This window comes from Arthrospira sp. PCC 8006 (assembly GCF_046480465.1).
In the GTDB taxonomy this organism is placed as follows: Bacteria; Cyanobacteriota; Cyanobacteriia; order Cyanobacteriales; family Microcoleaceae; genus Limnospira; species Limnospira platensis.
Genome location: NZ_PKGG01000071.1, coordinates 1 through 23,222, shown reverse-complemented (window position 1 = coordinate 23,222; position 23,222 = coordinate 1). Strand labels below are relative to the sequence as shown.

General features: G+C 40.9%; 17 protein-coding genes. 4 read left to right on the top strand and 13 right to left on the bottom strand.

The features are described 5' to 3' along the window. Positions 1–1,551, bottom strand: a 1,551-nt coding sequence (locus B9T16_RS12655) for a serine/threonine protein kinase (protein ID WP_410244923.1), incomplete at its 3' end; no start/stop codon positions are given. Positions 1,552–1,626: 75 nt separating this feature from the next. Beyond that, positions 1,627–4,941: a tetratricopeptide repeat protein gene (locus B9T16_RS12650; RefSeq protein ID WP_410244922.1), complete on the bottom strand. Its 3,315-nt coding sequence runs from the start codon at positions 4,939–4,941 to the stop codon at positions 1,627–1,629. 270 nt (positions 4,942–5,211) lie between these two features. Here B9T16_RS12650 and rpiA point away from each other — a divergent pair, with 270 nt between their 5' ends. Further along, on the top strand, positions 5,212–5,925 hold the full coding sequence (rpiA, locus tag B9T16_RS12645) for a ribose-5-phosphate isomerase RpiA (RefSeq protein ID WP_410244921.1): 714 nt from the start codon (positions 5,212–5,214) through the stop codon (positions 5,923–5,925). Between the two features lie 75 nt (positions 5,926–6,000). Then, the gene (locus tag B9T16_RS12640) at positions 6,001–7,182 is read left to right on the top strand and encodes an aldo/keto reductase (RefSeq protein ID WP_410244925.1); all 1,182 of its coding nucleotides are present in this window, start codon (positions 6,001–6,003) and stop codon (positions 7,180–7,182) included. A gap of 30 nt (positions 7,183–7,212) precedes the next feature. On the opposite strand, the gene B9T16_RS12635 is transcribed toward B9T16_RS12640, so the two are convergent. The 10 genes from B9T16_RS12635 to B9T16_RS12590 are packed head-to-tail and all read right to left on the bottom strand — an operon-like array spanning position 7,213 to position 19,532. Next, positions 7,213–8,634, bottom strand: coding sequence for a hypothetical protein (locus B9T16_RS12635; protein WP_006619473.1), 1,422 nt, complete (start codon positions 8,632–8,634; stop codon positions 7,213–7,215). A gap of 15 nt (positions 8,635–8,649) precedes the next feature. Next, positions 8,650–9,816: a glycosyltransferase gene (locus tag B9T16_RS12630; protein WP_006619474.1), complete on the bottom strand. Its 1,167-nt coding sequence runs from the start codon at positions 9,814–9,816 to the stop codon at positions 8,650–8,652. A 58-nt stretch (positions 9,817–9,874) separates the two neighbouring features. Then, positions 9,875–11,029 carry a glycosyltransferase gene (locus B9T16_RS12625; protein ID WP_410244920.1) on the bottom strand — a complete coding sequence of 385 codons (1,155 nt, stop codon included), beginning with the start codon at positions 11,027–11,029 and terminating at the stop codon, positions 9,875–9,877. Positions 11,030–11,037: 8 nt separating this feature from the next. After that, positions 11,038–12,282 carry a glycosyltransferase family 4 protein gene (locus B9T16_RS12620; RefSeq protein ID WP_410244919.1) on the bottom strand — a complete coding sequence of 415 codons (1,245 nt, stop codon included), beginning with the start codon at positions 12,280–12,282 and terminating at the stop codon, positions 11,038–11,040. Between the two features lie 15 nt (positions 12,283–12,297). Beyond that, positions 12,298–13,434 carry a glycosyltransferase family 4 protein gene (locus B9T16_RS12615; protein WP_410244918.1) on the bottom strand — a complete coding sequence of 379 codons (1,137 nt, stop codon included), beginning with the start codon at positions 13,432–13,434 and terminating at the stop codon, positions 12,298–12,300. A gap of 13 nt (positions 13,435–13,447) precedes the next feature. Beyond that, positions 13,448–14,410 carry a lysylphosphatidylglycerol synthase transmembrane domain-containing protein gene (locus B9T16_RS12610; protein ID WP_410244917.1) on the bottom strand — a complete coding sequence of 321 codons (963 nt, stop codon included), beginning with the start codon at positions 14,408–14,410 and terminating at the stop codon, positions 13,448–13,450. Positions 14,411–14,434: 24 nt separating this feature from the next. Further along, entirely contained in the window at positions 14,435–15,391 is a 957-nt protein-coding gene (locus B9T16_RS12605) for a glycosyltransferase family 2 protein (protein ID WP_006619480.1), read from the bottom strand. 11 nt (positions 15,392–15,402) lie between these two features. Then, positions 15,403–17,346 (bottom strand): ArnT family glycosyltransferase, encoded by a 1,944-nt coding sequence (locus B9T16_RS12600; protein WP_410244916.1) that lies wholly within the window; start codon positions 17,344–17,346, stop codon positions 15,403–15,405. 36 nt (positions 17,347–17,382) lie between these two features. After that, positions 17,383–18,648 (bottom strand): glycosyltransferase, encoded by a 1,266-nt coding sequence (locus B9T16_RS12595; RefSeq protein ID WP_410244915.1) that lies wholly within the window; start codon positions 18,646–18,648, stop codon positions 17,383–17,385. After that, positions 18,639–19,532, bottom strand: a complete 894-nt coding sequence (locus tag B9T16_RS12590) for a class I SAM-dependent methyltransferase (protein ID WP_410244914.1) — start codon at positions 19,530–19,532, stop codon at positions 18,639–18,641. The genes B9T16_RS12595 and B9T16_RS12590 overlap by 10 nt, the downstream gene beginning before the upstream one ends. 340 nt (positions 19,533–19,872) lie before the next feature. Here B9T16_RS12590 and B9T16_RS12585 point away from each other — a divergent pair, with 340 nt between their 5' ends. Further along, a complete protein-coding gene (locus B9T16_RS12585) occupies positions 19,873–20,892 on the top strand; it encodes a glycosyltransferase (RefSeq protein WP_410244913.1) in 1,020 nt (339 codons plus the stop codon). A 116-nt stretch (positions 20,893–21,008) separates the two neighbouring features. Next, positions 21,009–21,839: a putative nucleotide-diphospho-sugar transferase gene (locus tag B9T16_RS12580; RefSeq protein WP_410244912.1), complete on the top strand. Its 831-nt coding sequence runs from the start codon at positions 21,009–21,011 to the stop codon at positions 21,837–21,839. On the opposite strand, the gene B9T16_RS12575 is transcribed toward B9T16_RS12580, so the two are convergent. Next, a complete protein-coding gene (locus B9T16_RS12575; protein WP_410244924.1) occupies positions 21,820–23,052 on the bottom strand; it encodes a glycosyltransferase family 4 protein in 1,233 nt (410 codons plus the stop codon). The genes B9T16_RS12580 and B9T16_RS12575 overlap by 20 nt on opposite strands. Positions 23,053–23,222 lie beyond the last annotated feature (170 nt).

The following is a 23,222-nucleotide window of genomic DNA, read 5'->3' as shown; positions in this document are numbered from 1 at the left end:
GGTGCGTGCGGAAACGATCGCATTAACCGAGCGATTGCTTTTCCAACCCAATCCCCACGTTAAAATAAGGGTAGTAATTCCTATACAAAACCATCTCGCCATAGCCAAATTGCCCAACCCTGGCACTGAGGAGATGGTACTGATAATGCGCCACAGTAACCCCCCCGTTAAATATCCTAATACACCCATCCCGGCCGCCCATTTATAGCGACGGCGTTGATTAAAACCTGCGCCATCGGTCAAGCCCAAACCTGTGCCTAAACCAGCTAAACTTAACACTATAATTTCCGCGCCCAAATTATTAGATAGATGACGGAAAAACAGGTGTAAAGAAGGCTTGAGTAAATCCCCTAATATTTGACCGAAGGGAGACTGATAGGCTAAAATAAACCCTAACCCTGCCCCCACCATGCCTCCTGAACTAGCCAGCCCGATTTGCCAAAGGGTTTGAGTGGTAGCCTGAGATATAGCCAGGACGCTCCGCCCAACCAATTGTAATCCCGTCCAGATAATGCGATCGACTTCAATTAATGCAGTTTTGATCACATCGAGACACAGTTGAGGAAACGACATCATCCGGCGGGGATGCTTTTTCATTCTGGCGATGCGGAATAGATCGGTTTGAATATCATCAGCATTTTGGGGGCGGTTATTTAGATCATTCTCGACCATACAATCAAGTAATTCCGCCAAGGCTGGAGTGACCGCCACCCGATGCCATTGCAATTTTCCGGTCATGGGGTCTTCAAGTTCGGCGGGAAACACACCCGTTAACAGGTGGATACAGGTTCGCCCCAAAGCATAAAAATCGGTAGCCGGAGTTATGGCGGCTCCAACTATTTGTTCCGGGGGACTATAACCGGGAGAAACTAGGCGGGTATGGCTTCTGGGGGTAGTTTCTCGATCGCTATGGACTAAAGCCCCAATTTGTTTCGCGCCGCCAAAGTCAATCATCACCAAGGGACTATCGGCAAGGTGGTTGTAGTCGAGGGTTTGTGGGTGGGGTAAACGCAACATCAGGTTAGACGGTTTCAGGTCTCGGTGTACAATTCCGCGTTTGTGTAACTCCCGCAAAATATCCAAAGCCTGATGCAGCCACAGCATGACCAACTCTTCAGGACAGCCTTGGGGATATTCGGCGAGAACTTCCTCCAAGGTAGGGCCGTTAATTTTTTCCATGACTAAGCAGGGAAATTCTAACGGTTTACGGTTGCGTCTTCGTAGGAAAAAATAGCCGTCTGGGACTACCCGTGGGACTCCCGAATGGTGTAGGGATGCCAAAACTCTGGCTTCTTGTTCAAATAATTCTAGGGCTTTGGGGTCGGGTTGCACGAGGACTTTCAGGACTTTTTCGGATTTGGTTTTCAAGTCCCAAATGGTGTACAGCCGGGAAAATCCCCCACTTCCTAGACTATCTAAGGGAATATAGCGATCGTTGAGTTGCAATGGCGCACCGCAACTTTGACAAAACCTATTGCCCCAAGGCTGGCCGTGGGGTTTAGGGCATTTGGGGTTAATACAGTGAACAGTAGATGAAACGGGATGTTCCACGATAGCGACCTTAGTGGTCCAACTCAACAGTTAATTGTGCTATCGTCCATGATAACGTTTCTGGGCGAGATGTTCCTAATTAGTGACGTGCCTTAATTGTTCAAAAGTTCGATACATTTGAGCGGCTAACTGTTTAGGATTCCACAAGGGGGCGAGGGTGTCTGGTTGTTTAACTCTGGCTAAATGGCTACTAATTTGCTGTCTTAATGCGGCAKTGTGACCAAATTCAATCCCTAGTTGGGTGTATTCTTCCCAACTCCAACCTACACCTATATCTAGGTTAACTGCTTTTAGGAAAGCATAACCCATCCGCGATAAATACTGTCTGCCTGACCTGGTGACTACGGGTAATTCTGACCATAATGCCTCTAGGTTATGGGTTCCTCCATTGTAGGGGTAGGAATCTAACATGACATCCGCAACTTTATAAATCGCCCGGTGTTCTTCTTCGGTTTGGGTGAGTCCTAAGAAGATTAAACGATTTAGATCAACCCCTACTTCTTGGCAGGCTTGGTTATACATTTCTCGCAGGAGTTGGGCATCGCCTTGACCTTTCCGAATTAATACACTATTGGGAACCGATCGCAGAATATTAACCTGGGCTTTAATCATCTCCCCATTGGTTTTTCGCCCCGGCGCAACGCATAGATAAGCTACTGCATTCGGGGGGATATTTAACTGTTGTCTTACCATGTTTCTATCTACGGGACGGGTGGGAAGTCCGGCTATGGCTACGGCGGTATCTGGTAGCCTAACTAGGCGTTCGAGATAATGTTTTTCTATTCCTGGTGGGTGACTATGTTGGTCACAAATTAGATAGTGATTACGGGTGAGATAGGGGGCATCAAATCCTAACCAAGTTACACAAACTGGGGCGGGGGATTTATGCAAAACTTGCACGTTTACTGGAATGGTTACTGAGTCGAGATCAACTAATACATCAATGCGATCGCTTCGGATTTGTTGACTTAATTCTTCTGGGGATGCAAAACCATTAGGATAGGATTTCGGCCAATAACATTTAGCCACGGTTTGTTCATATCTAGCTGTTACCTCGTCGGGGTGCAGTATCCCACTAATATATAAATTAATATGGGGGGTAATTGCGGACATTTCTTTGATGACTCCTTCCGCACACCAACCCACGGAATGGCGGCGAAAATGCTTGGAAAGAAAACCGATTTTTAAAGGTGAACGCGGTTCGGCATAAATCGACGGGGGAGTGGCTATGGGTTCTTGGTAATAATATTGACAAATTAGACGATAAAAGTGGGCGTTTCCTTCTAAGTTATCCCGGAGGTGAGGAACTGTAAATAAAATGATTTCATAAATTAGCCTAATTTCAATGTGTGTTAGGGTTTCTATGCTATTATTACATATTTTTGTCAATTCTTCTAGTTTGGCTAATGCCTGTTCACAAGCCCCTGATTGAGTATAGGAAAAAATATAGGCGATCGCACATAGGACTGGTAGAGTTTTACCGCAGTTTTCCCAGTAGCGATCGGCTACTTTTCGGGCTTTTCCTAAATTGGTGGAATGGCTGAGAAGATCACATAGTTGTTGATAAGCTTCGGCAAAATCTGGTTTAAGCTCCAGGGCTTTTTCTAGGTTGGCTACGGCTTCTTTGGGTTCCTTTTGTTTTTGAATGTGGGCGAGGCGACAGTAAACTTCTGCCCATTCTGGTTTTAATTGTAGGGTTTTTTGATAGTTGGCGATCGCCTCTGGTAGTTGTCCAATGGTTGCCTGCATATTAGCTAAATTAGCATAGGCATCGGGAAAATTGGGTTTCAGTTCAATGACTTTTTGATAGTGATTAATGGCATCTTGGTGGCGGCGCATTTTGGTAAAAATGCGGGCGGTGTGTAGATACATTTCTGGCATTTTGGGGTTGAGATTAATGGCTTTTTGTAACTGTTCTAAAGCCTCTTCTAATCGGTCTTGCTGCACCCGTAAACAGCCGATATTAGCATAGGGTTCCGCCCAATTGGGTTTCCGGGAAATTGCCCGTTGATAACTGGCGATCGCCTGTTCGTATTCACCCCGCCGCGCCAGAATATTGCCAAACTCAAAGTTAAATTCGGCTTCTACTAAATCGGGTTTTAATTCTAAGGCGATTTTCCAGGAATTAATGGCGGCTTCTGTATTTCCTAATTGTTGATAAACTCTCCCTAAATTCCAATGTACCGCCGCCAAGTCCGGTTTAATCTCAATGGACTTTTGATAAGCGGCGATCGCTTCGTTTACCTGCCCATTTTGCAGATACATCGTCGCTAGATTAGCATGAACTTCCGCAAAATTAGGATTAATTTCTAAGGCTTGATTATAGGCGCGAATTGCTGAGGATATTTTGCCTTGAAAATGTAAGGCATTACCTAGGACTACATAGACTAATAAAAAATTAGGATCGAGTTTTAATATTTCCTGACAGGTGGCAACAGTTTCCTCTAATTTGCCTTGAGATAAATATAATTCTGCTTGTTTTTGTAAAGATAATACCCTGGGATTTATCGGCTTTTCTGCCACAAATTTCTCATCAGTTTTAATTAATAACTGTTCAGTGGGAGAGGTAACTAAATCCTCTGATTCCTGGGTGTCTTCCTGATAGTATAGTTCCCCTTCTAAGACTTGACCAGAAAAATCTACCCCCTGTTCATCAAAACTGTCGGTGGCATCTTCTATAAAATTCATCGATTCACTGATAGACCCCGAAACTGGAGTTTCTAGCAGAGATTTTAATTCGGCAATTTTGGCGAGAATATCACTATTATTAGCATCAAGTTTTAGGGCGGTTTGATAATTGGCGATCGCCTCATTAATCTGACGATTTTTTGCCAACGCTTCCCCCAATTTGAAATAAAATTCTGGTCGATTAGGTTGTAGATTAATCGCCCGCTGATAACAGGTAATCGCCCCCGAAATATCCCCTGATTTAATCAGAGCATTTCCTAACATCCAATGAACAATCGCTAAATTAGGAGCAATTTCTAGGCATTTCTGATAACAATTAATCGCCTCATTCCATCTCTCTTGTTGATAATAAACACCTGCCAAATTACTATAAGCTATGCTATAATTAGGCTCGATTTCTAACCCTTGAGTATAAGCCCAAATCGCCAAATCCAGAAAATTATACCTTTGCAGAGCATTACCAACTCGCCCATAGGCTGTAGCCAAATCAGGCTGTAATTCCAAAGCCTTTTCTAAAGCCGAAATAGCCGGATCAATTTCCTGATTATAAATATATGCTTCTGCCAACAGGATATAAACCTCGGCATTATTAAGATCCAGTTCTAAAGCCTTCATATAAGCATCAATACTAGCCGGATAATCACCCCGACTCAAAAATTTCTGACCTTGACAACAATAAACCTTAATCTGTTCGGAATTCACTAACTTGCCTCAAATGCGTGTTTATACAACTAATTATAATCTGTGATAGTATTAGGTAGAATTGGCAACCCTCCAACAGTTACCCAAAGTTATCACTTATTCAAACCACGGCTATGCTATGATATAATACAACACCAACGCTACTTATCCAACCCTAGGGAATTTTGGTTTTGACTCAAATCTGATGTTTGCCAAGGTACAAAACGCGATAAAGTAAAAATTGTTGATCAAACTACAGTTATCCAAAACTGTCCTTTAGGAGTATTTAGCATGAGTCCAGAACAAGACCCCGTTAAGTTAATGAAGCAACAGGTTGGCAAAGCGGCAGCAGACCGGGTTAAATCCGGTTCCATTGTCGGACTGGGAACGGGGTCAACCACAGCATACACAATTCAATTTTTAGGAGAACGCCTCAAAAGTGGGGAAATCAAAGATATTAAAGGCGTTCCCACCTCATTCCAAGCCTCTGTACTTGCCAAGGAATATGGCATTCCCCTCACCACTTTAGATGAAATTGACCATATTGATATCGCTATTGATGGTGCTGATGAGGTCGATCCTAACAAAAATTTAATCAAAGGTGGTGGTGCCGCTCACACTCGCGAAAAAATTGTAGACTGTTTAGCAGATCAGTTTATTGTAGTTGTAGATGGTTCTAAAATGGTAGATCGTCTGGGTTCTACATTTTTATTACCCGTGGAAGTTATGCCAATGGCGATGACTCCGGTAATGGCAGCCATTACCAAACTTGGGGGTAAACCTACCCTGAGAATGGGAGTCAAAAAAGCTGGACCTGTGATTACAGACCAGGGAAATATGGTGATTGATGTCAAATTTGATGCGATCGATAATCCCGCCGAATTAGAAAAAACCCTCAACAATATTCCTGGGGTTTTAGAAAATGGTTTGTTTGTGGGTGTAGCTGATGTTATCCTAGTGGGAGAAATCAAAGACGGTCAACCTATTGTCCGCGAGATTTCATAATCCTAAAAACCGGGGGATAGAAACACAAGCACTGGTTTCTATTTCCCCTAATTGTTGCAATGGAAATAGCCGATGATGCACTATAGACGGTTTGGACGAACTGAACTGCCGATGCCTGTATTATCCTGTGGTGGAATGCGGTATCAATATCAATGGCAAGATGCCTCTCCTGAAAAAATACCCCCCGAAAGTCAGCGGAATTTAGAAGCGGTAATTCGCCGTTCCCTAGAGTCGGGAATTAACCATATTGAAACCGCTAGGGGTTACGGTACATCAGAGATGCAACTGGGTTGGATTTTACCAAAACTACCCCGGGAAAGGCTAATTGTTCAAACCAAAGTTTCCCCGAAACCTGACCCGGCTGAGTTTCGCCGTGACTTGGAAAAATCCCTGAAATATTTACAGTTAGACCATGTAGATTTATTGGGTCTGCATGGGATTAATACCCCGGAACTTTTAGAATATTCGATTCGACCCGGTGGCTGTTTAGAAGTGGCTCAAGAATTACAAAAAGAAGGAAAAGTGAGATTTATTGGCTTTTCCACCCACGCGCCAACGGATGTTATTGTTAATGCGATCGCTACTGATAAATTCGACTATGTTAACCTACACTGGTATTATATCAATCAACTAAATTGGCGCGCTATTGAAGCCGCCACCCGTCATGATATGGGAGTATTTATCATCAGTCCTTCTGATAAAGGTGGGAAATTATATGATCCGCCTCAAAAGTTGGTAGACCTATGTTCTCCCATTAGTCCCATTGTATTTAACAACTTATTTTGTTTATCTCATCCCCAAGTTCATACCCTCAGTTTAGGCGCATCGAAACCTACAGATTTTGATGAACATTTACAGACTCTTGACCTCCTAGACCGTTGGGATGAAATCGTACCCCCCATTTTAGAAAAGCTAGAGAAAGCCGCCATGGAAGCCCTAGGGGAAGATTGGTTAAAGACATGGAATCAGGGTTTACCTAACCCAGAAGATACACCCAATAATATTAATATTCCCATCATTCTGTGGTTAAGAAATTTGGCGATCGCATACGATATGATAGAATATGGTAAAATGCGCTATAACTTACTCGGAAATGGTGGTCATTGGTTCCCCGGACAAAACGCTGCCACTATTGACCAAGTAGATTTAAGCCACTGTTTAAAAAATAGTCCCCACGCCGATCAAATCCCCCAATTATTGCGAGAAACCCATCAACTGCTAGGCGGTCAATCAGTCCCCAGACTATCTCAAAGTTAAGTTAATCAGAATCCCGTAATAATTACCCGACTATCCTATTAGCAATAAAGCGCGGAGTAAAACTTTAGGTCTCAGAAGAGTCTTAATAGTTAGTCGTGGCGGTTTAGGGATATAAGTAGATTGACGACTAAAGTGATATTCTTGCCATCGCAAAACCACAATACAAACCAGATAAATCATATAGCCTGGTTCCTCCATCTGAGTAAAAATTAACCCAAAAGACAAGGGACATAAAACCAGAAACTTAGAAATATCATCAAAACAGAGTCTACGCCAAACCACAAACCAAATATATAAAAATGATGCCAGTCCCAAAAAACCTACATCTCCCCAAATTCCCGCCCAACCAAACAGGGGAGAAAACATACTCGATTGATCTCCTAACCAACTAGCTCCTGCGGCTCCCCAAATGGCATTAGTAGCTGGGTGTGAAGTAGCCCCAAGGGGTCTTAAAATAAACGCATATTCCCGCAGCATCCAGCCTCCTAGTCTTCCTACAGTGTGACCAGGACCTAAGCCTAGTAAAGGATGAAGGGGAGACTCATAGAAAGTCGGAACAATGCGAAAGGTAGCAGATTTCAGTAAAGTAGCTTCTCCTTCGGGTCCATAAATTTCCGGCCGCATCCAAGTTTGAAAAGCACCCATACCAGGTACATTATGAATCGCCCACCAAAACCCATAAGATAATATCCCAAAAATAATTAAAAACTTAATGGCATCAGCCAGATTTTTAAACTTAGTCAATAGCAGAAATACTCCAGCAATGCCAAACACTAAAACCACCTGTTTAGCATCAGAAATAACCATGTGCCAAAAAGTTGCTAAAATCACCACAGTCCGCAACCATATAGGCAGATTTTTGGCAGCAAAAAAATAGTAAATTCCAAAGGTTAATGATACAGAAGCACCGATGACATGACCGGCACCTTGGGCAATAAAAACACCTTTGATATTGTCTTCTAATCCCTGGCGTAGATGGAGATGCAGAACATACTGTTGCACATAGGCAAATGCTAGATTAGTGAAGGATGCAAAAACAATATAGCCACGCAATTGGTTTAACTTATCTAAAGTAATCGGGACAGTCAGAATAATAACAATAAATAAAAAATGTTCACATAACAACAAGAAATTAACGGCAATATTAATTAAACCTGCGGTATTTAATAAGGCACTTGCTACCGAAATTACCAGAAAGATAAATAGGGCAACTACCATTTCTTTAATGATGGTAATTTGTTGTCGGTCTTTGACTTTGGTTTTCCACAGAGCAAAAGCAAACAGCCATGGCACTATTCCCAGATGCAATAAGTTAACAATTGATGGGAATTTTAAAAGCTGAAGTACCCGGGAAAAAAATGCCGAACTGAAGGCAACTAGAGTCAGGGTAGATAGTTTAATATATCCTTTTTTGGGTTTAGTTAATATTGGCTGATTGTGGTTAATTTTCATGAGTAACTAAATCTACTAGGATTTACTTAAAACTAACTGGTAAATTGATTTAAGTTGCTGATAATTTTGTGGTGCTGTATACTTGGCTTCAAATTCTGCTCGTGCTTCTCGACGCATTTGGGGGAGTTTTTTGGGATGAGAAATTAGGGAGTCAACTTGTTCGGTAAGACTGATAGGATCGCCGGGTTTAAATAGGAGTCCCGTGCGACCATGTTCTACTAATTCGGCGATCGCACCTAAGTTAGAAGCAATGACCGGAGTACCCTTAGCAAAGGCTTCTACAGCCACTCTACCAAAGGTTTCATACCATTTAGAAGGGAAAATTAAAACCATTGCTTCTCCCATCAATTTATACACTTCTGGGAGGGGTCTACGTCCTAACCATTGAATGTGAGGTAATTTCTCAGCAGCGGCTTGGACACGGGGAACTAAAGGACCATCTCCCACAATTTTTAAGGGTACTGGTTGACGGAGATTTTGCCAAGCATCAATCAGCACATCTAAGCCTTTTTCTACAGATAATCTACCTACAAAGAGTGCATATCCCCCTTCCCCGTTGCCAACTCCGGGATCGGGATAGACAAAGTTAGGTTTAACGATTATTTGGTCTTCTGACCACCCGGCTTGAATAAATTTCTGGCGCGCAAATTGGCTGAGGGTAATAAATATATCTACCTGATTTACCCACGTGCGAGCCATACGGTGTAGGGTTAACATGGTTGCAGTTACGCCACTGGCGGCTCGATTTTGTCGGTAACAGGCGTGAATAACTCCGGGATAAGGTACAAATTTACCTAGGCAATCTTCACAAATGCGATCGTCTCTAAAAAATAATCCATTAGGGCAAATTAATCGGTAATTTCGGAGGGTCTGAACTACGGGAACTCCCTCAGATTTAGCCGCATAGTATACCGATGGAGATATCAAGGGGAAAAAGTTTTGAACATGGACAATATCTGTGGGATGAGTTCGTAACTTCTGTTTAACTATTTGGTAGGCTTCTGTAGACCAAATGGTTGTCAAGGCTAAATTGGTTTGATTAAGGGTGGCAACTCGATCATTGCTATCTTGATAAATATCAACTTGATTACCATTTTCTTTGAGCAAATTGGCTTCGGCTTGGGCTGATTCGTCTTCCCCGCCTCGAATTTGATAATTGTTATGAATAGACAAAATACGCATTAAGATTGAGTTTATGGCTCAGTAAATTGCTATAGTTATTATACAGTAAACTTTTTCATTATGCTGGCTCTGTTGCGTTCCCTAATCCTGGCGGCGCTAAAACTGTTGTATAAATTTCTTCTAATCTTCGCGTTTGGCGATCGCGATTAAAGTTTGACTGCATATATTGTCGCCCTTGTTGACTAAATTTTTGCCACATTTCACAATTAGTTAATAATTGCTGTATTGAGTTAGCTAAACCATCTATATCTCTTTCTGGACAAAGAAAGCCAGTTTCTCCATCAATCACCGCTTCTGGTATACCAGCATGGTAGGTACTCACCACCGGAAGACCCATCGCCTGCGCTTCTAAAACCACATTCGGTAAACCCTCTGAGTCTCCCTGGGATGCGGTAATACTGGGAGTCGCCATAATTTGGGCGCGGTTCATCCAATTTTTGACTATTTCTGGAGATTGTACACCTAAAAATTGATAATTTTTGATGGTTTTAGCTGCTAGATTTTGTAAATAATTAGCCAAGGGACCATCACCAATAATTACTAATTCTATATCCGGTATATTTGCGGGAATTTTTGCCATAGCTTTAATTAAATATTCACAGCCTTTTTTTTCGGTTAGCCGACCTACAAATAAAACAATTGGCTCCCGTTGAATAGCCAAATCAGGCGTAAATTTATTAAGATCAACACCATGATAATGGGTCTGAATTTTCTCGGGTGGAAATCCCTGTTCTATAAGTTTTTTTTCAATAAACTTAGAAACAGCTAAAAATAATGTTGTCTGTTGTTTCAAGGTTGCTAGGCGTTGAAAATAAATCCAGTGATTGAGGGAGGTATACTGAGATGATTCTTTATTTACCGTAGCATCTGCGCCCCGGTAGTGAACGATAAGGGGAATTTTGAGCCGCACAACCCAAGGCAAAATTAGCGCCCCACTCAAGCCAAATTGAGCATGAATCAGCAGCGGATTTAATTTTTTGACTTTCTCATAAATTTCCGGCGCAAATCCAGTTATTTTAAAAAGCTGTTCTGCTACTTTATCTATAGKTTTTCCTTGATTAATAACTAAAGTGCGTTCCCCTGGTAAATCTAACCCTTTAACCCGCCGACAACCCACATAATAAGGGGTAAATTTCTCAAGTTTTTCGGCCGGATCTCGGATAAAAGTTTGGGAGGGAGGAAGCAGTAGACTATTAAAAATAATGATATTCACTGTCGTAATTATACCGAATTATTAGAATTGTGGATTTTTTCATATAAGTTAGCTAGTTCTTGACCTTTTTTTTGCCAACTATACAAGTTTTTAACTCTGGCGCGAGAGCGATCGCTTTTTTGTTTCCACAGATGGTTATCATTAGCTAAAATAGTCATGGCATTAGCCAAATCATTGATAACTTGATCGGGGTTATTTGCCTCAACTTTAAAGCCTACATCCTCAGAAACAATTAATGCTGGTCCCCCTAAATTTAAACAAATAACCGGGCGACCTGCTGCCATGGCCTCTAAACAAACCAACCCCCCTGATTCATGTAGGCTAGGATGAACTAATGATACACATTCTGAGAGTTTTGTCAAGGTTTCAGATCGAGATAATTGATTGTGAAATATCACTTGATCGTCAATTTTTAACTGTTTAGCTAAAGTCTCTAATCGACTCCTCTCTGGCCCATTTCCCACTATCCAATATTCAGCATTTTCTGGTAATTGAGCCTTAGCAAATGCTGGGAGTACCAAATGAAATCCTTTCCAGTGCAATAGGCGACCAATGCTAATAAACCGGATAATTTTAGGTGGAGATTCAGCCAACTTGCTAAGTTGAGTTATTTCTAAATCCGATAATCCTAATTGAGATAAAATCTCTACATTTTTCGCTCCTAATTTTCTGAGTCTCTGGGTGGTTTCTGCGGTGGTTCCCCTGGCTAAAATACTGCGTTGGGCGGTGAGTTTAACGAAGGGGTCTAATTCTCCTAAAGTCCTGGCTATATCTCGCATTATTTCATACATAATTCCCCGCCAACCAAAGTCTTTCCAGAAGGCTTTGGGAGCTGATTCTCCACCGCCTACAGGTCCCCATAAAAAAGGAATAGGAAGAAGTGCTAAAAAACTGGGGGTTGAGTGGCGAACATAGGTGACATGATGCACTACATCAAAATTGATGGTTTCCTGGAGTTTTTTGGCAACTAAATAAGCTACTATTTGCCATAAATAATAGTGCAGGTAAACTAGCTTTTTTTTGAGATGTAGTGGTCGCAGCCAGGAGGGAGGTTCGCAGTAAATTACCTGTAGTTTAATAATGGGGTTTTGGTTGAGTTGGGCTTCAATGGTTGGGCGGTTATTTTGTCGGGTGAGAACCCAAACATTATGATATTTTGCTACTTCCTGAATAGTATGCCAACCTACCCCCGGTTCTGAACCTTCTCCGGGGCGACAGGCGTAAGCTGAAATTAGAATATTTAAAGGTTCCACGCCTCCTCCTTTGGTTTAGGAATTTGGAAATATAAAAGATGTAACTTGATTGAGAAAATTAGCTGCGGCTTGGGGGGTGTAATTATTCATTAATTTTTGCGATCGCATTCCCATTAACCTAGCTAATTCGGGATTGTGAATAAACCGGGTCATCAATTCTGCTAAATATTCCGGCTTTTGGGGATGAAAACAATAACCGTTTTCTCCATCGGTAATTAATTCCGATGCTCCGGCTAATTTAGAACACAAAATAGGTCGCCCTAAAACCATTGCCTCTAATACTACCATCCCCCAAGTATCCTCCAAAGTGGGTAAGACAAAAATATCAGCTTGGGTGAAATAAGTGGCTAAGTTATTGTATTCTACCCGACCAAACCAACGCACATAATTAGTGAGTTGATTGTGTTGACAAAAGGTTTCTAACTCCTGTCGTTGCTCACCATCACCCACAACCCATAACTGATAATTAGTTTCTCCCTGTTGTTGTAGTATAGCACAGGCTTCTAAAAGATAGCTCAAGCCTTTGCGAGGAATAACTCCCCCTACAAATAAAAAGGTTAGCTTTTGAGAATATGTGGATTTTAAATCTCGATCAGGAGTACCCAGGGATTGCACCCATGGAACCTCATAGGGATGAACAAAAACTTGATTTTCTTTAGCATTTAGAATCTCTATTAAATAGTTTTTGCCACCGTGAGAGTTGGTAATACAAGCGTCAGCAGCTTTTACCATACCGCGTCTAATAGCTAGACGTAGGGGGGAGTTACGATAGTCTACACCGGGGGAACTCCCCTCGTAAGCGATGACAACTCGCCAACCTCCTATAGGTTTAAATAAAATGGCTAAAATTGTCCACACACCAAAGGAGTTAGAAAAAATTAAATCTGGTTTAAACTGGAGTAATCGCTTGACAATATTTAGGGGAAGATAGGTAAAATTATCTCCATAACTATTGGCAGATTTTCTCAGGGAAATAATTTGGCGATCGCCTAAAATTTCCACTCTAAAACTATCCTCTAGTCCCGGTGCGAAACCATGCCAGCGACTGGTAAAAACCGTGGTATCTGGAAATAACTGGCTGTAGCAACTCAGGGAAGGTTGCCAGTAGTAAAAAGCAGATGTCAGCAACCATGCAACGCGGGTATTTTTCATGATAATTACCTAATTAAGATTCGGAGATATCGGATTGTTTCATGGTTTTAATCGTTGTTAAATACTGTCCTAAAAATGGTAAACCGCCGATGGCGGGTAGGAAATAGCGAGCTGTACACAGTAGACCCAAACCTGCCGCCACAGTGGCATCAAAATAAGGTTCATAGAAGATAACCAGTGCTGCATCCCGAGTTCCGACTCCCGCGAAAGTTAGGGGTAATAAACCCGCTAAAATTGCCAGGGGAGAAAGGGCGAGGCTGGACATAAATGGAGCCCAGGCGTTGAGAGCTAGGATAAAAAACCAGATTTGCAAGAGATGGAGAAACCAGATAAAAATTGAAGTAGTGCTAATTTTCACAAGTTGGCGTTTGTCGCTCCAGAAGTAATTGTGCATTTGAGCCCATGAGATTTGCAGTTTTTTAACTTTTTCTTTAATTTTATTGGGGGCAACTTTGCGAATTATTCGGAAGAATAAATCAGCAAATTTACGGGAGCCTAAAATTGATAATCCCACCAATAAACCGATAGTTACACCAAGGGTCATAGTCCAGAATAGCAGGTCTTTTTGGGGATACAAAAGCAATCCAAATACGCACCATAGCAGCAGGGAGAGTAGGTCGCAGGATTTCTCAAAAACCACCAGGGAAAGGGACAGGGAACCGCTCAAATGCCCCCGTTCTCGCATGAAGTAGGCTTTAGCAATATCCCCCATTTTGGACGGTAAAACCATGTTGAGGACGCTGGCGGCGAGAATGAGGCGGTTGGCTTCTGCAAATCCGAGATAGGTGCTTTTGGGCATAAGTTGTTGTAGTCGCCAAGCGGTAAATAAAGTAATAGGAATTACCATGGCTAAACTCACAGGCATCCAAAAGCGATCGGAATTTAGAAAGATGTCTGCTAATCCTTGCAGGTCAATTTTAGAATAAATAATTGACAGGATAATAATGCTAACGGCAATGGAAATAAATCGCTTCATAGAGACAAATCCTAGGGCTAAAATTTAGTTGTCTTTGTGATGGTCATATTCCATCCTACGCAGGCGCAGTTGAATATCTTCTAGCATTTTTCGATTTACAGCCATTAAATCAGCAATTAAACCAAACATCCACAATTGAAAACCAATTAAAATTAGGATAGCCGCTAAAATTAAACTGGGAGCGCGAGCGCGGGTAGGTTCTCCCACAAATAGCACTAACCAACGGATACATAATATCAGTCCTAAACTCAGGGGAAAACTTCCTATAAAAGTGAATAATCGCAGCGGTCTATAGGTCATGAAAATTCTAAAAATGGTAAAAATTGACCGCTGGATATAGGAAGGAATACTTTTAACTAATCGGGAAGGTCGTAAATAGGAATTAGTACGGATGGGTACGGATGTAATAGCGATACCTTTTTGACCTGCTTGAATAATGCTTTCTAAGGTATAAGTATATTCATTAAAAACATTAAGCTGCATGGCTGCTTGGCGACTGAAAGCTCTAAAACCACTGGGAGCATCGGCTATTTTAGTGCTACTGGCAACTCGCACAACACGACTACCGAGTTTTTGCAGGAACTTTTTAGCAGCAGAAAAGTGTTTAATATTCTGAATTGGTCTGGCTCCAATGACGACTTCTGCATAACCTAATAAAATGGGTTCGATGAGTTTGGGTATATCTTGGGCGCAGTATTGGTTATCAGCATCGGTGTTAACAATAATATCTGCTCCGGCTTTTAATGATGCTTCAATTCCTGCCATAAATGCTTTAGCCAAACCTTGATTATGGTCAAAATTTACCACATAATCAACACCACAGGCTTTGGCAACTTCTACAGTATTATCAATACTACCATCATTAATAATTAGCCATTCTACACAATCGATACCGGGGATTTGGCGGGGAAGTTCCGATAGGGTAAGTCCGATAGTTGGTGCTTCGTTAAAACAGGGTATCTGAATAATTAGCTTGGTCATAATTTGGTTGATTAATTGTGTTTAATAAAAACTGTCACCACCTCTTTTGACCATTGGGGTTGATAAACTTGTTGGTCAATAATGATTTCAGGGTTGTTGATTTCTGCTACACCACTGGCGATAATAGCGCAGGGAGAAAAGTCCTGATGGGGGGATATTTTGGCTTTGATGGCAGATTCATTATTTATCATAATATGTCTAAGTGTGATAGGGCGATCGCTTTTTTGCTTAAACAGTACCCAAAAAGGATATTCCCAGGTGTCACCCCCAAGAATCAATCCGACATCTTTACAGTTTTCAGTTAGGATAAAATCTACTGATTCACTATAGGGTGCTTGCAGTTTTGGTATATTAATAAAATATTGGTCGTTACGGCTAAGAGTCCAAAGATTATTTACCTGATTCTCTGACAAGATTTTACTGTTAAAAACTAGAGGTCTTGATTCATTAAAAATTAACCATAATAAGGAAGCAATAATCATAATTATAGCTACTGAATTGCCAATTTTAGGCTTTAATAATTTGTCCATAATTACTCCTATAAATGCTGAGGATAGGACGAAAAGGGGTAAATGTAGACGACTGCGCCAAGGAGACCAAGCAATCAAGGTACAGAACAATAAAAATCCCACTATAATCGACAGCATATAAATGGCTAAATAGTAGCGCTGTGGTTGAGGAAATTTAGGTAATTTGATGACAAATAAAATAGATAATCCCATAAATAATATTATATGAATAGGATTTCCTGCCAAATCTTCATGATTTATTAAGGTATGAATATCGAAATTTTGACCGGGCGGAAAAGTGGTTCTTTGGTCGTTAATATCAACTCCAATTAATTGGTGAACGGCGGCAATACCATTAATTAATAGTAGATTAATATCTCGAGATGAAGTGCTTAGGTGTAGGGCTATATTTCGGATAGTGTTAGAAATTAAAACCGGGATGCTGAAAACCTCTAGTTTGTAGTCTCCAGAGGTTCCTAAAATTGAACCAAATACCTCATAATTTCTCTGAAAATGACCAAAATTAATGGCTAAAGCGATCGCACCAATAACCATAAAGGGTTGCCATACTTTCCAGCCACATTGCTGGAGACTAACTAAGCCAAACCATAATCCGAAGGGAAAAAGATAAAAATAGGCAGTTCCTTTAGTTAATAGGGCTAAACCTAAACTTGCACCAATGGCTAAGGGATAGGAAACTCGTTTTTTATCTTGAATAGAAATAAGTGTATAATAGACAAAAGCCACCATCCAAAATGCACCCACATAGTCGGTTTGAGTGCTAGATGCTTGTAAAATACCCATGGGAATTGTGGCACAGAAAACGGCGGCAAATACCTGCGATCGCAGTCCCCCACCCAGTTGTTTAGCAATTAACGATATTCCGATAATACTCCCTACCATACTAGCCCATTGAACGAAATTAGCGAGGCGATCGCCACCACTAAGAATTTGCAGATTTGTCACAGCAAAACCCGACCAAGGACCAAGGGATATTTGTCTAGTAATTGAGGTGGGATAGTGATTAACGCTACCATTTTGCATCCAGTGAACTACTCTACTCATGTGATAGGTCATAGAGTCCCAGTTATTAGGGGGTGCGATCGCGGCAGTTAGGCCAATTATGAGGATAATAACTGCGACGCTGGCGATCGCCAATTTGAGAAACACCGAAATATTATCAAATTGCCAATTAACCAACTTAATTTGACTTGTCCTCAGAATTTTACCAACCGTCAAACCTAAGATAATATTAACTATAATCCATACCATAAATAATGGCATAAATTTGAGCCACCCAAACATACTCAGTAATTCGGTAATTAATACTACTAAAGTTCCCCAGGCGAGTCCAGTTGATAAAATCCCACTCCGCCAACCTTGTCCGCTTTGACGAAATATCAGAAACAGAAATATAAGTGGAAGTAAAATCAGGATGGCAGACATCTGTTTAACCTCAGCATTCAGGTAGCGAAATATTAACTATACTTGTTCAAAAATAATCCGGGAAAACTCGGATGCTGAGTTTTGTTTAACCCAATTTTGCATGGGTATAGGATCGCAAAGTTCCAGAGGATTAGGAATTTCTAAAAACTTAATTAATCCCTTAGCAATTTCTTGGGGTTGGCTAGAATCAACAGTTAATCCCAGATGATAGCGTCGCACCATTTCTCCCATTAATCCATAATTAGAACATAGTACAGGTTTGTTAGCCGCCGCCGCCAATAAGAGAATACCACTCATCCCCACATGGCGCTGATAGGGTGCTAAAACCACATCGGAAATTTGAAAGTAAGCCATAACTTCTGACTCCGGCACAAATTGATAATATCTAATAATTTGAATTGGCTTAGTTTGACAAATTTCGGTGATTTTGCTGTCTAGGGAATCAGCAATGCTAGACTCTCCCACCAGGAGAATACAGAGTTTATGACACCAATCTGCTGGTAAACTGGAAATGCTATCAAGTAGCTGATAGATGCCTTTACGTCCTGTTAAAGCACCAAATAATAGAAATACTCGGCGCTGAGAATCTATTTTTAGATGCTTGCGCCAATTATCTATTTGAATTGGTCTTAAATTGTCTAATTTTACCGGATCAGGAAGGTAGACAGCTTTAGGTTGACTCGGAAACTTAGGAAACTGATTAAGTTGGGGGACGGCGAAAGGATCAAGGCAAAAAATAGTTTGCAGTTGAGGATTAGCCAAAATGCGTTTTAGGGCTATTTTTTCGCGTAACTGTTGCAGGTAATTTTTCCAAGTGCGATCGTAATTAGCTAATTGGTGATAGTGAAAAGTCGGCCGAAAATAAATCCCCGAAAATGTGCAGGGTGATTTTGCCCCCAACGCTAGGGGAATTTGACAGGTATCAAAATACATAATCAGACAATGATCGGGTCTCAAGTTGGTGGCATACTTGCAGAAAATTTCCCACTCTTGAAAATGGCGGCTTAGTCTTTTTAACCTAGATTTTCGGGAGTTAAGATGTTCTTCTTCGGCTTGGGTAATTGGCACAAAACGGATGTCTTGATGATGATCACCTTGACTCAATTCGACGACATCGTGATGTGCCTCTATAAATCTAGGAGATACAACAATCTCCAAATTTTTGGGGATTTTATGGATTTGCCAATATTGAATTAAATGGTGAATATAACTGGGATGATGACCTCGAATCGAAAGGTCAAACAGCATCAATTTTTGTGGATAATTTTTCACGGTGATTTTATCCCCTAAATTTATCGACATCCAATGATAGTCATTCCTCTAAAGAAAAGGGGAGTGTTGGCTATTTTTTTGCGGAGTTTATAAGGCAAAATGTTTAAGAAATATTCTACGAAATTAATCAGATAAATTGATATACTGTTGATGGGAATTTCTAAGTAAATCTTGCCGTTAGACTTCACCCAAATTATCTTAGAAAAACCTACTTTCTTAAAAATATCATACATTTCACTGAGTTTATATTCTTTTAAATGAAAGCCAGTAGCTTGCTGATCAAAGTGGCGAGAAACATCATGGGGACCTGAATACCAATTAGGTGTGATACAAATATACTTACCATTTGCAGCTAAAGTATTGTAGATATTTTCAAGCTGTTCTAGGGCATCATCAGGATGTAAATGCTCCATTAATTGATGACTATAGGCTAAATTAACTGTATTTTCAGGTACGGGAATACTACAACCATCGGAAATAAAAATTTCCATATTATCGGGAATATTCGGTAGTTTAGTAATTTCGGTTGATACATCAACTGCATAAACTCGTTTTACCCGTTTAGCGACTTCTAGGGATAAACTACAATCACCAGGACCTATTTCTAAATAGGTGATTTCTGGGTTAAGAAAACGGGCTAATAATTGCAAACGCTGGTTAACAATCCAAGTTTGAATTTCAGGGCTAGATTTCCGGGTAAGTTGAGGATGATGCGGGACTTTTTGGAAGAGTTGATTATATACCTCAGTGTATAAATGCCCATTAATGCGTTCCTCTCTGCTAGAATTCATTAACTGGCGGGCGAGTTCTTGTTCAATTTGATAATGTTCTCGAATTTGCTCCCAGGTGCGGCTATCTCTAGCATCAGTTTTGGGAGTATAAACCTGAGTTTTGTCGCTCTGATTTTTAGTCATAATTAATCGGTAAATTGAGGTGGTACGAATTAGGTAAAATACGATAAACATTCAACTAAATCTCGGAAATTTAGGTGTTTATATGGAGATTGCTAAGACTCAAACAACCAAACAACGGAGAAATTATAGTTCTCGGCTGAATTATAGTAGGCGCGGTTATCAGAAACAAAATTTTATGTTGATTATGGCACGGTTTTAATGGGAAGTCAGCTATGGATAGTTATGGATAGTTAATATATAGTTAAAGATTAGATAATTAAAACTGATGCAATCATCTTTAACAATCAAATCCATATTAATTATAATAGAATAATCAAAGCATTGTTGGGAATTATTAACTATGGCTCTAGTTCAGCCCGATGTGGCACTTTTCCTTCGTTATATCGGCGGAGGTGGTGCGGAGAGGGTTATGCTAAATCTGGGTCGTGGTTTAATTGCAAAAGGCTTCAAAGTAGACTTAGTTATAGGTAAAGCCTGGGGGCCTCACTTGGCAAAAGTACCACCAGAAATAAGGATAATTGATTTGGGGGCTTCTGGGGTTTGGGGTACTAKTTGGGCGCTGAGAAATTATTTGCAGGAATCACAACCAAAGTCGCTACTTTCTGCCCTCCATTATGCTAATGAAATGGCGGTTTGGGCAAAACGTCTAGGGGGAGTTTCCACTCGGGTGGTTGTGTCTGAACATAATACTTTTTCGGAGGCAATACAACATACTACTAAACTTAGAAAAATTTTGCTGCCGTTGTTTGTTCGCTATTTCTACCCCTGGGCGGATGGAATTGTAGCTGTTTCTAAAGGGGCGGCTGAGGACTTAGCTAAAAGTACAGGTTTAAATAGCGATCGCATTCAATATATTTATAACCCAGTTATCACGCCGGAATTACTGCAAAAAGCCCGAGAAACTTTAGATCATCCTTGGTTTCAACCGGGGGAACCTCCGGTAATTTTAGGAGTTGGAAAGCTGGAAGCACAAAAGGATTTTCCTACCTTAATTAAAGCCTTTGATCAAGTGCGAAAAGTGCGGGAAGTTCGCCTAGGAATTTTAGGTTGGGGACCTGATGGCGATCGCCTCAAAAATCTGATCGAAGATCATGGTTTAGGAGATGATGCTGCTCTCTTAGGATATGCTGATAATCCCTATCCTTATATGGCAAATGCTGCCGTATTTGTGTTGTCTTCTCGCTGGGAAGGTTTACCAACGGTTTTAATTGAAGCTATGGCGGTTGGGACTCCGGTAATTTCCACTAATTGCAAAAGTGGGGCAGCGGAAATTTTAGCAGAGGGTCGATATGGTTCCCTGGTTCCCGTTGGCGATCCTACAGCCATGGCAGAGGCGATTTTAGCCNACCCTCGAAGGTAACACCCAGGCTGTAAACACTTCATGGCTAGGACAGTTTAGCCAGAAAATGGCAACCCAAGAATATCTGAAAATTTTAGGACTTGATCAACATTTAATTAATCACCAATAGGATAAATATGTCACCAGGAGTTGTCTATATTGCATCGGGCCAAAAATACATCGCAGAAGCCTCTCAGTCTGCGGCAACTTTGCATGAAAAAATGCCCCATATTCCGATTACTTTGATTGCTAGTGAGAACACCAGTAATCAACATTTTGAGCAAGTAATTATCATGGAAAATCCGCAATATAGTTTATTGGATAAAGTTCAATACATGGTTAAATCTCCCTACGATTATACCTTATTTTTAGATACAGATACATATATTTGTGAACCGTTTTATGAACTTTTTGAACTGCTAGAAAAATTTGATATTGCTACTTCCCATGAACAAACCCGGATTAGTTATCAGGTTGATGGCGTTCCTGATAGTTTTCCGGAAATGAACACAGGAGTTATTCTCTTTAAAAAATCTCCTCAATTAGAAAAAGTTTTTCAAGACTGGCTCAATTTTTACCAGCGAGATCTACAAAAAACCCGAAAACCTAAACATGATCAGCCGGCTTTTAGAGAAGCACTTTACCAAAATTCAGAACACCTGAAAATTGCTACTCTCCCACCTGAGTATAACTGTAGAACCGAAAAAGCTGTGTTTATTCAGGGAACTGTTAAAATCATCCATATGCACCCAAAACCGGAACGCATGGAACTAGGAAAGCTGGCAAAATACATCAATATAAACAAGGAGATACGCGTTTTTATTCCGGGCTTAGGATTAATCAATACCAGACGTTGGCAGTTGCGTTTTTATACGCGATATTTTACTATTATCTTACCCATGTATTTTCCCAGGCTTTTAGGTTGGTTAAGTTATCGATTTAAGAAAGCTAAGTTAAAATCTGATTAAAAAGTGATAAATATTGCTGGGCTTGTCTTTCTAGGGGAAAGACTCTTGCGGCTTTTTCTCTGGCGTTTTCCTGGAGTTTGTGCAGGCGATCGCTATCATTTAATACCCATTTAATTCCCTCGCTTAAATCCTCAATTTCATAGGGTTTGACCAGATAACCATTAACTTGGTGATCGACAATATCCTTGAGTCCAGTAGCATTAAAAGCCACCACCGGAGTACCACAGGCTAAGGCTTCTGAAGCCGTTTGTCCAAAGGATTCTTGCAAGGATGGAACAATCATCACATCGGCGGCAGAATAGACCAAAGCCAAAGCAATATCATCAGAGAAACTGCCGAGATAATTAGCTGGAAAACCTAAATCTACTGGGTTGTCCGGTTCCGCAGATCCAAAAACTACTAATTCAAGCTGATTTTGCCACCCTGACTGACTCAGCTTTTGCAGCGCCGGAAGTAGCAAATTAAAACCCTTTCTGGGGTCAGCAGTCGCAGCGATCGCCCCAAATAAAACCAGTTGTTTATCCTGGGGTAAATTCAGTAAATGTCGGGCGATTTTGGTTTCTATAGGTCGATAAATTTGGGTATCCAGACAGAAGGGAATCACCTCTACTCGTCGCTGTCCAAATAGGGAACTTGAACGCACACAATCCGCCATCCAACTACTAGGAGTTACAATAGTTAAGTTGAGATTTTTCCAGGCTTTAAATTTCCGTTCCCAAACCTGTCGAGATAAATCCCGATCGCGACCACTTTTGAGTTGGGGACATTGACCGCAGGAATTTTGGTAGCGATCGCATCCCTCGCTGTAGTGACAACCTCCAGTAAAGGGCCACATATCTTGGAGAGTCCACACTAAAGGTTTGTTCAATTTAGCCAAAGTTTCAATCTGGATAAAGCCATTACAAACCCAGTGTAAATTTACCACATCTGGGTTAATTTTAGCTACCCTAGCAGCTATGACATCAGGAAACCATTGAGGAGAAAAAAGCAGGCGATCACGTTTTGGGTAGCGTCTCAGGGGGATACTATTAGCACCAGGACCTAGTTTAGTGATCATACTTTTTTCAGCTATAACAGTGCGATCGACACTAAATTTTCCCCGTACCAACATTCGAGATTCAACCCCCATAGAAATCAAACCTCTATGTACTCTATATGCAGCTCTGGCTGCACCGCCTTCGATATCAGTTGTACTTAAAATTATTGGTTTTATTGGCTGTTTCATTGGTTGCTAACTCATTATTTTAAAAAAATCAAAATCATCATCTATTTTCTTAACTATGAATAGGGAACCTTTAACATCCACCACCCTTGATAATTTTCGGAATTTGCCGCCCCATTTTTGGGGTTGTCCCGGTTACTATCCAGCCAAGCATCTAGGCT

What these genes read in the sequence shown, in the direction of transcription:
- B9T16_RS12640 (WP_410244925.1), top strand. Translation starts at nt 6,001, where the DNA reads ATGCACTATAGACGGTTTGGACGAACTGAACTGCCGATGCCTGTATTA.
- B9T16_RS12595 (WP_410244915.1), bottom strand. Translation starts at nt 18,648, where the DNA reads ATGTCGATAAATTTAGGGGATAAAATCACCGTGAAAAATTATCCACAA.
- B9T16_RS12630 (WP_006619474.1), bottom strand. Translation starts at nt 9,816, where the DNA reads ATGCGTATTTTGTCTATTCATAACAATTATCAAATTCGAGGCGGGGAA.
- B9T16_RS12590 (WP_410244914.1), bottom strand. Translation starts at nt 19,532, where the DNA reads ATGACTAAAAATCAGAGCGACAAAACTCAGGTTTATACTCCCAAAACT.
- B9T16_RS12610 (WP_410244917.1), bottom strand. Translation starts at nt 14,410, where the DNA reads ATGAAGCGATTTATTTCCATTGCCGTTAGCATTATTATCCTGTCAATT.
- B9T16_RS12615 (WP_410244918.1), bottom strand. Translation starts at nt 13,434, where the DNA reads ATGAAAAATACCCGCGTTGCATGGTTGCTGACATCTGCTTTTTACTAC.
- B9T16_RS12635 (WP_006619473.1), bottom strand. Translation starts at nt 8,634, where the DNA reads ATGAAAATTAACCACAATCAGCCAATATTAACTAAACCCAAAAAAGGA.
- rpiA (WP_410244921.1), top strand. Translation starts at nt 5,212, where the DNA reads ATGAGTCCAGAACAAGACCCCGTTAAGTTAATGAAGCAACAGGTTGGC.
- B9T16_RS12600 (WP_410244916.1), bottom strand. Translation starts at nt 17,346, where the DNA reads ATGTCTGCCATCCTGATTTTACTTCCACTTATATTTCTGTTTCTGATA.
- B9T16_RS12580 (WP_410244912.1), top strand. Translation starts at nt 21,009, where the DNA reads ATGTCACCAGGAGTTGTCTATATTGCATCGGGCCAAAAATACATCGCA.
- B9T16_RS12605 (WP_006619480.1), bottom strand. Translation starts at nt 15,391, where the DNA reads ATGACCAAGCTAATTATTCAGATACCCTGTTTTAACGAAGCACCAACT.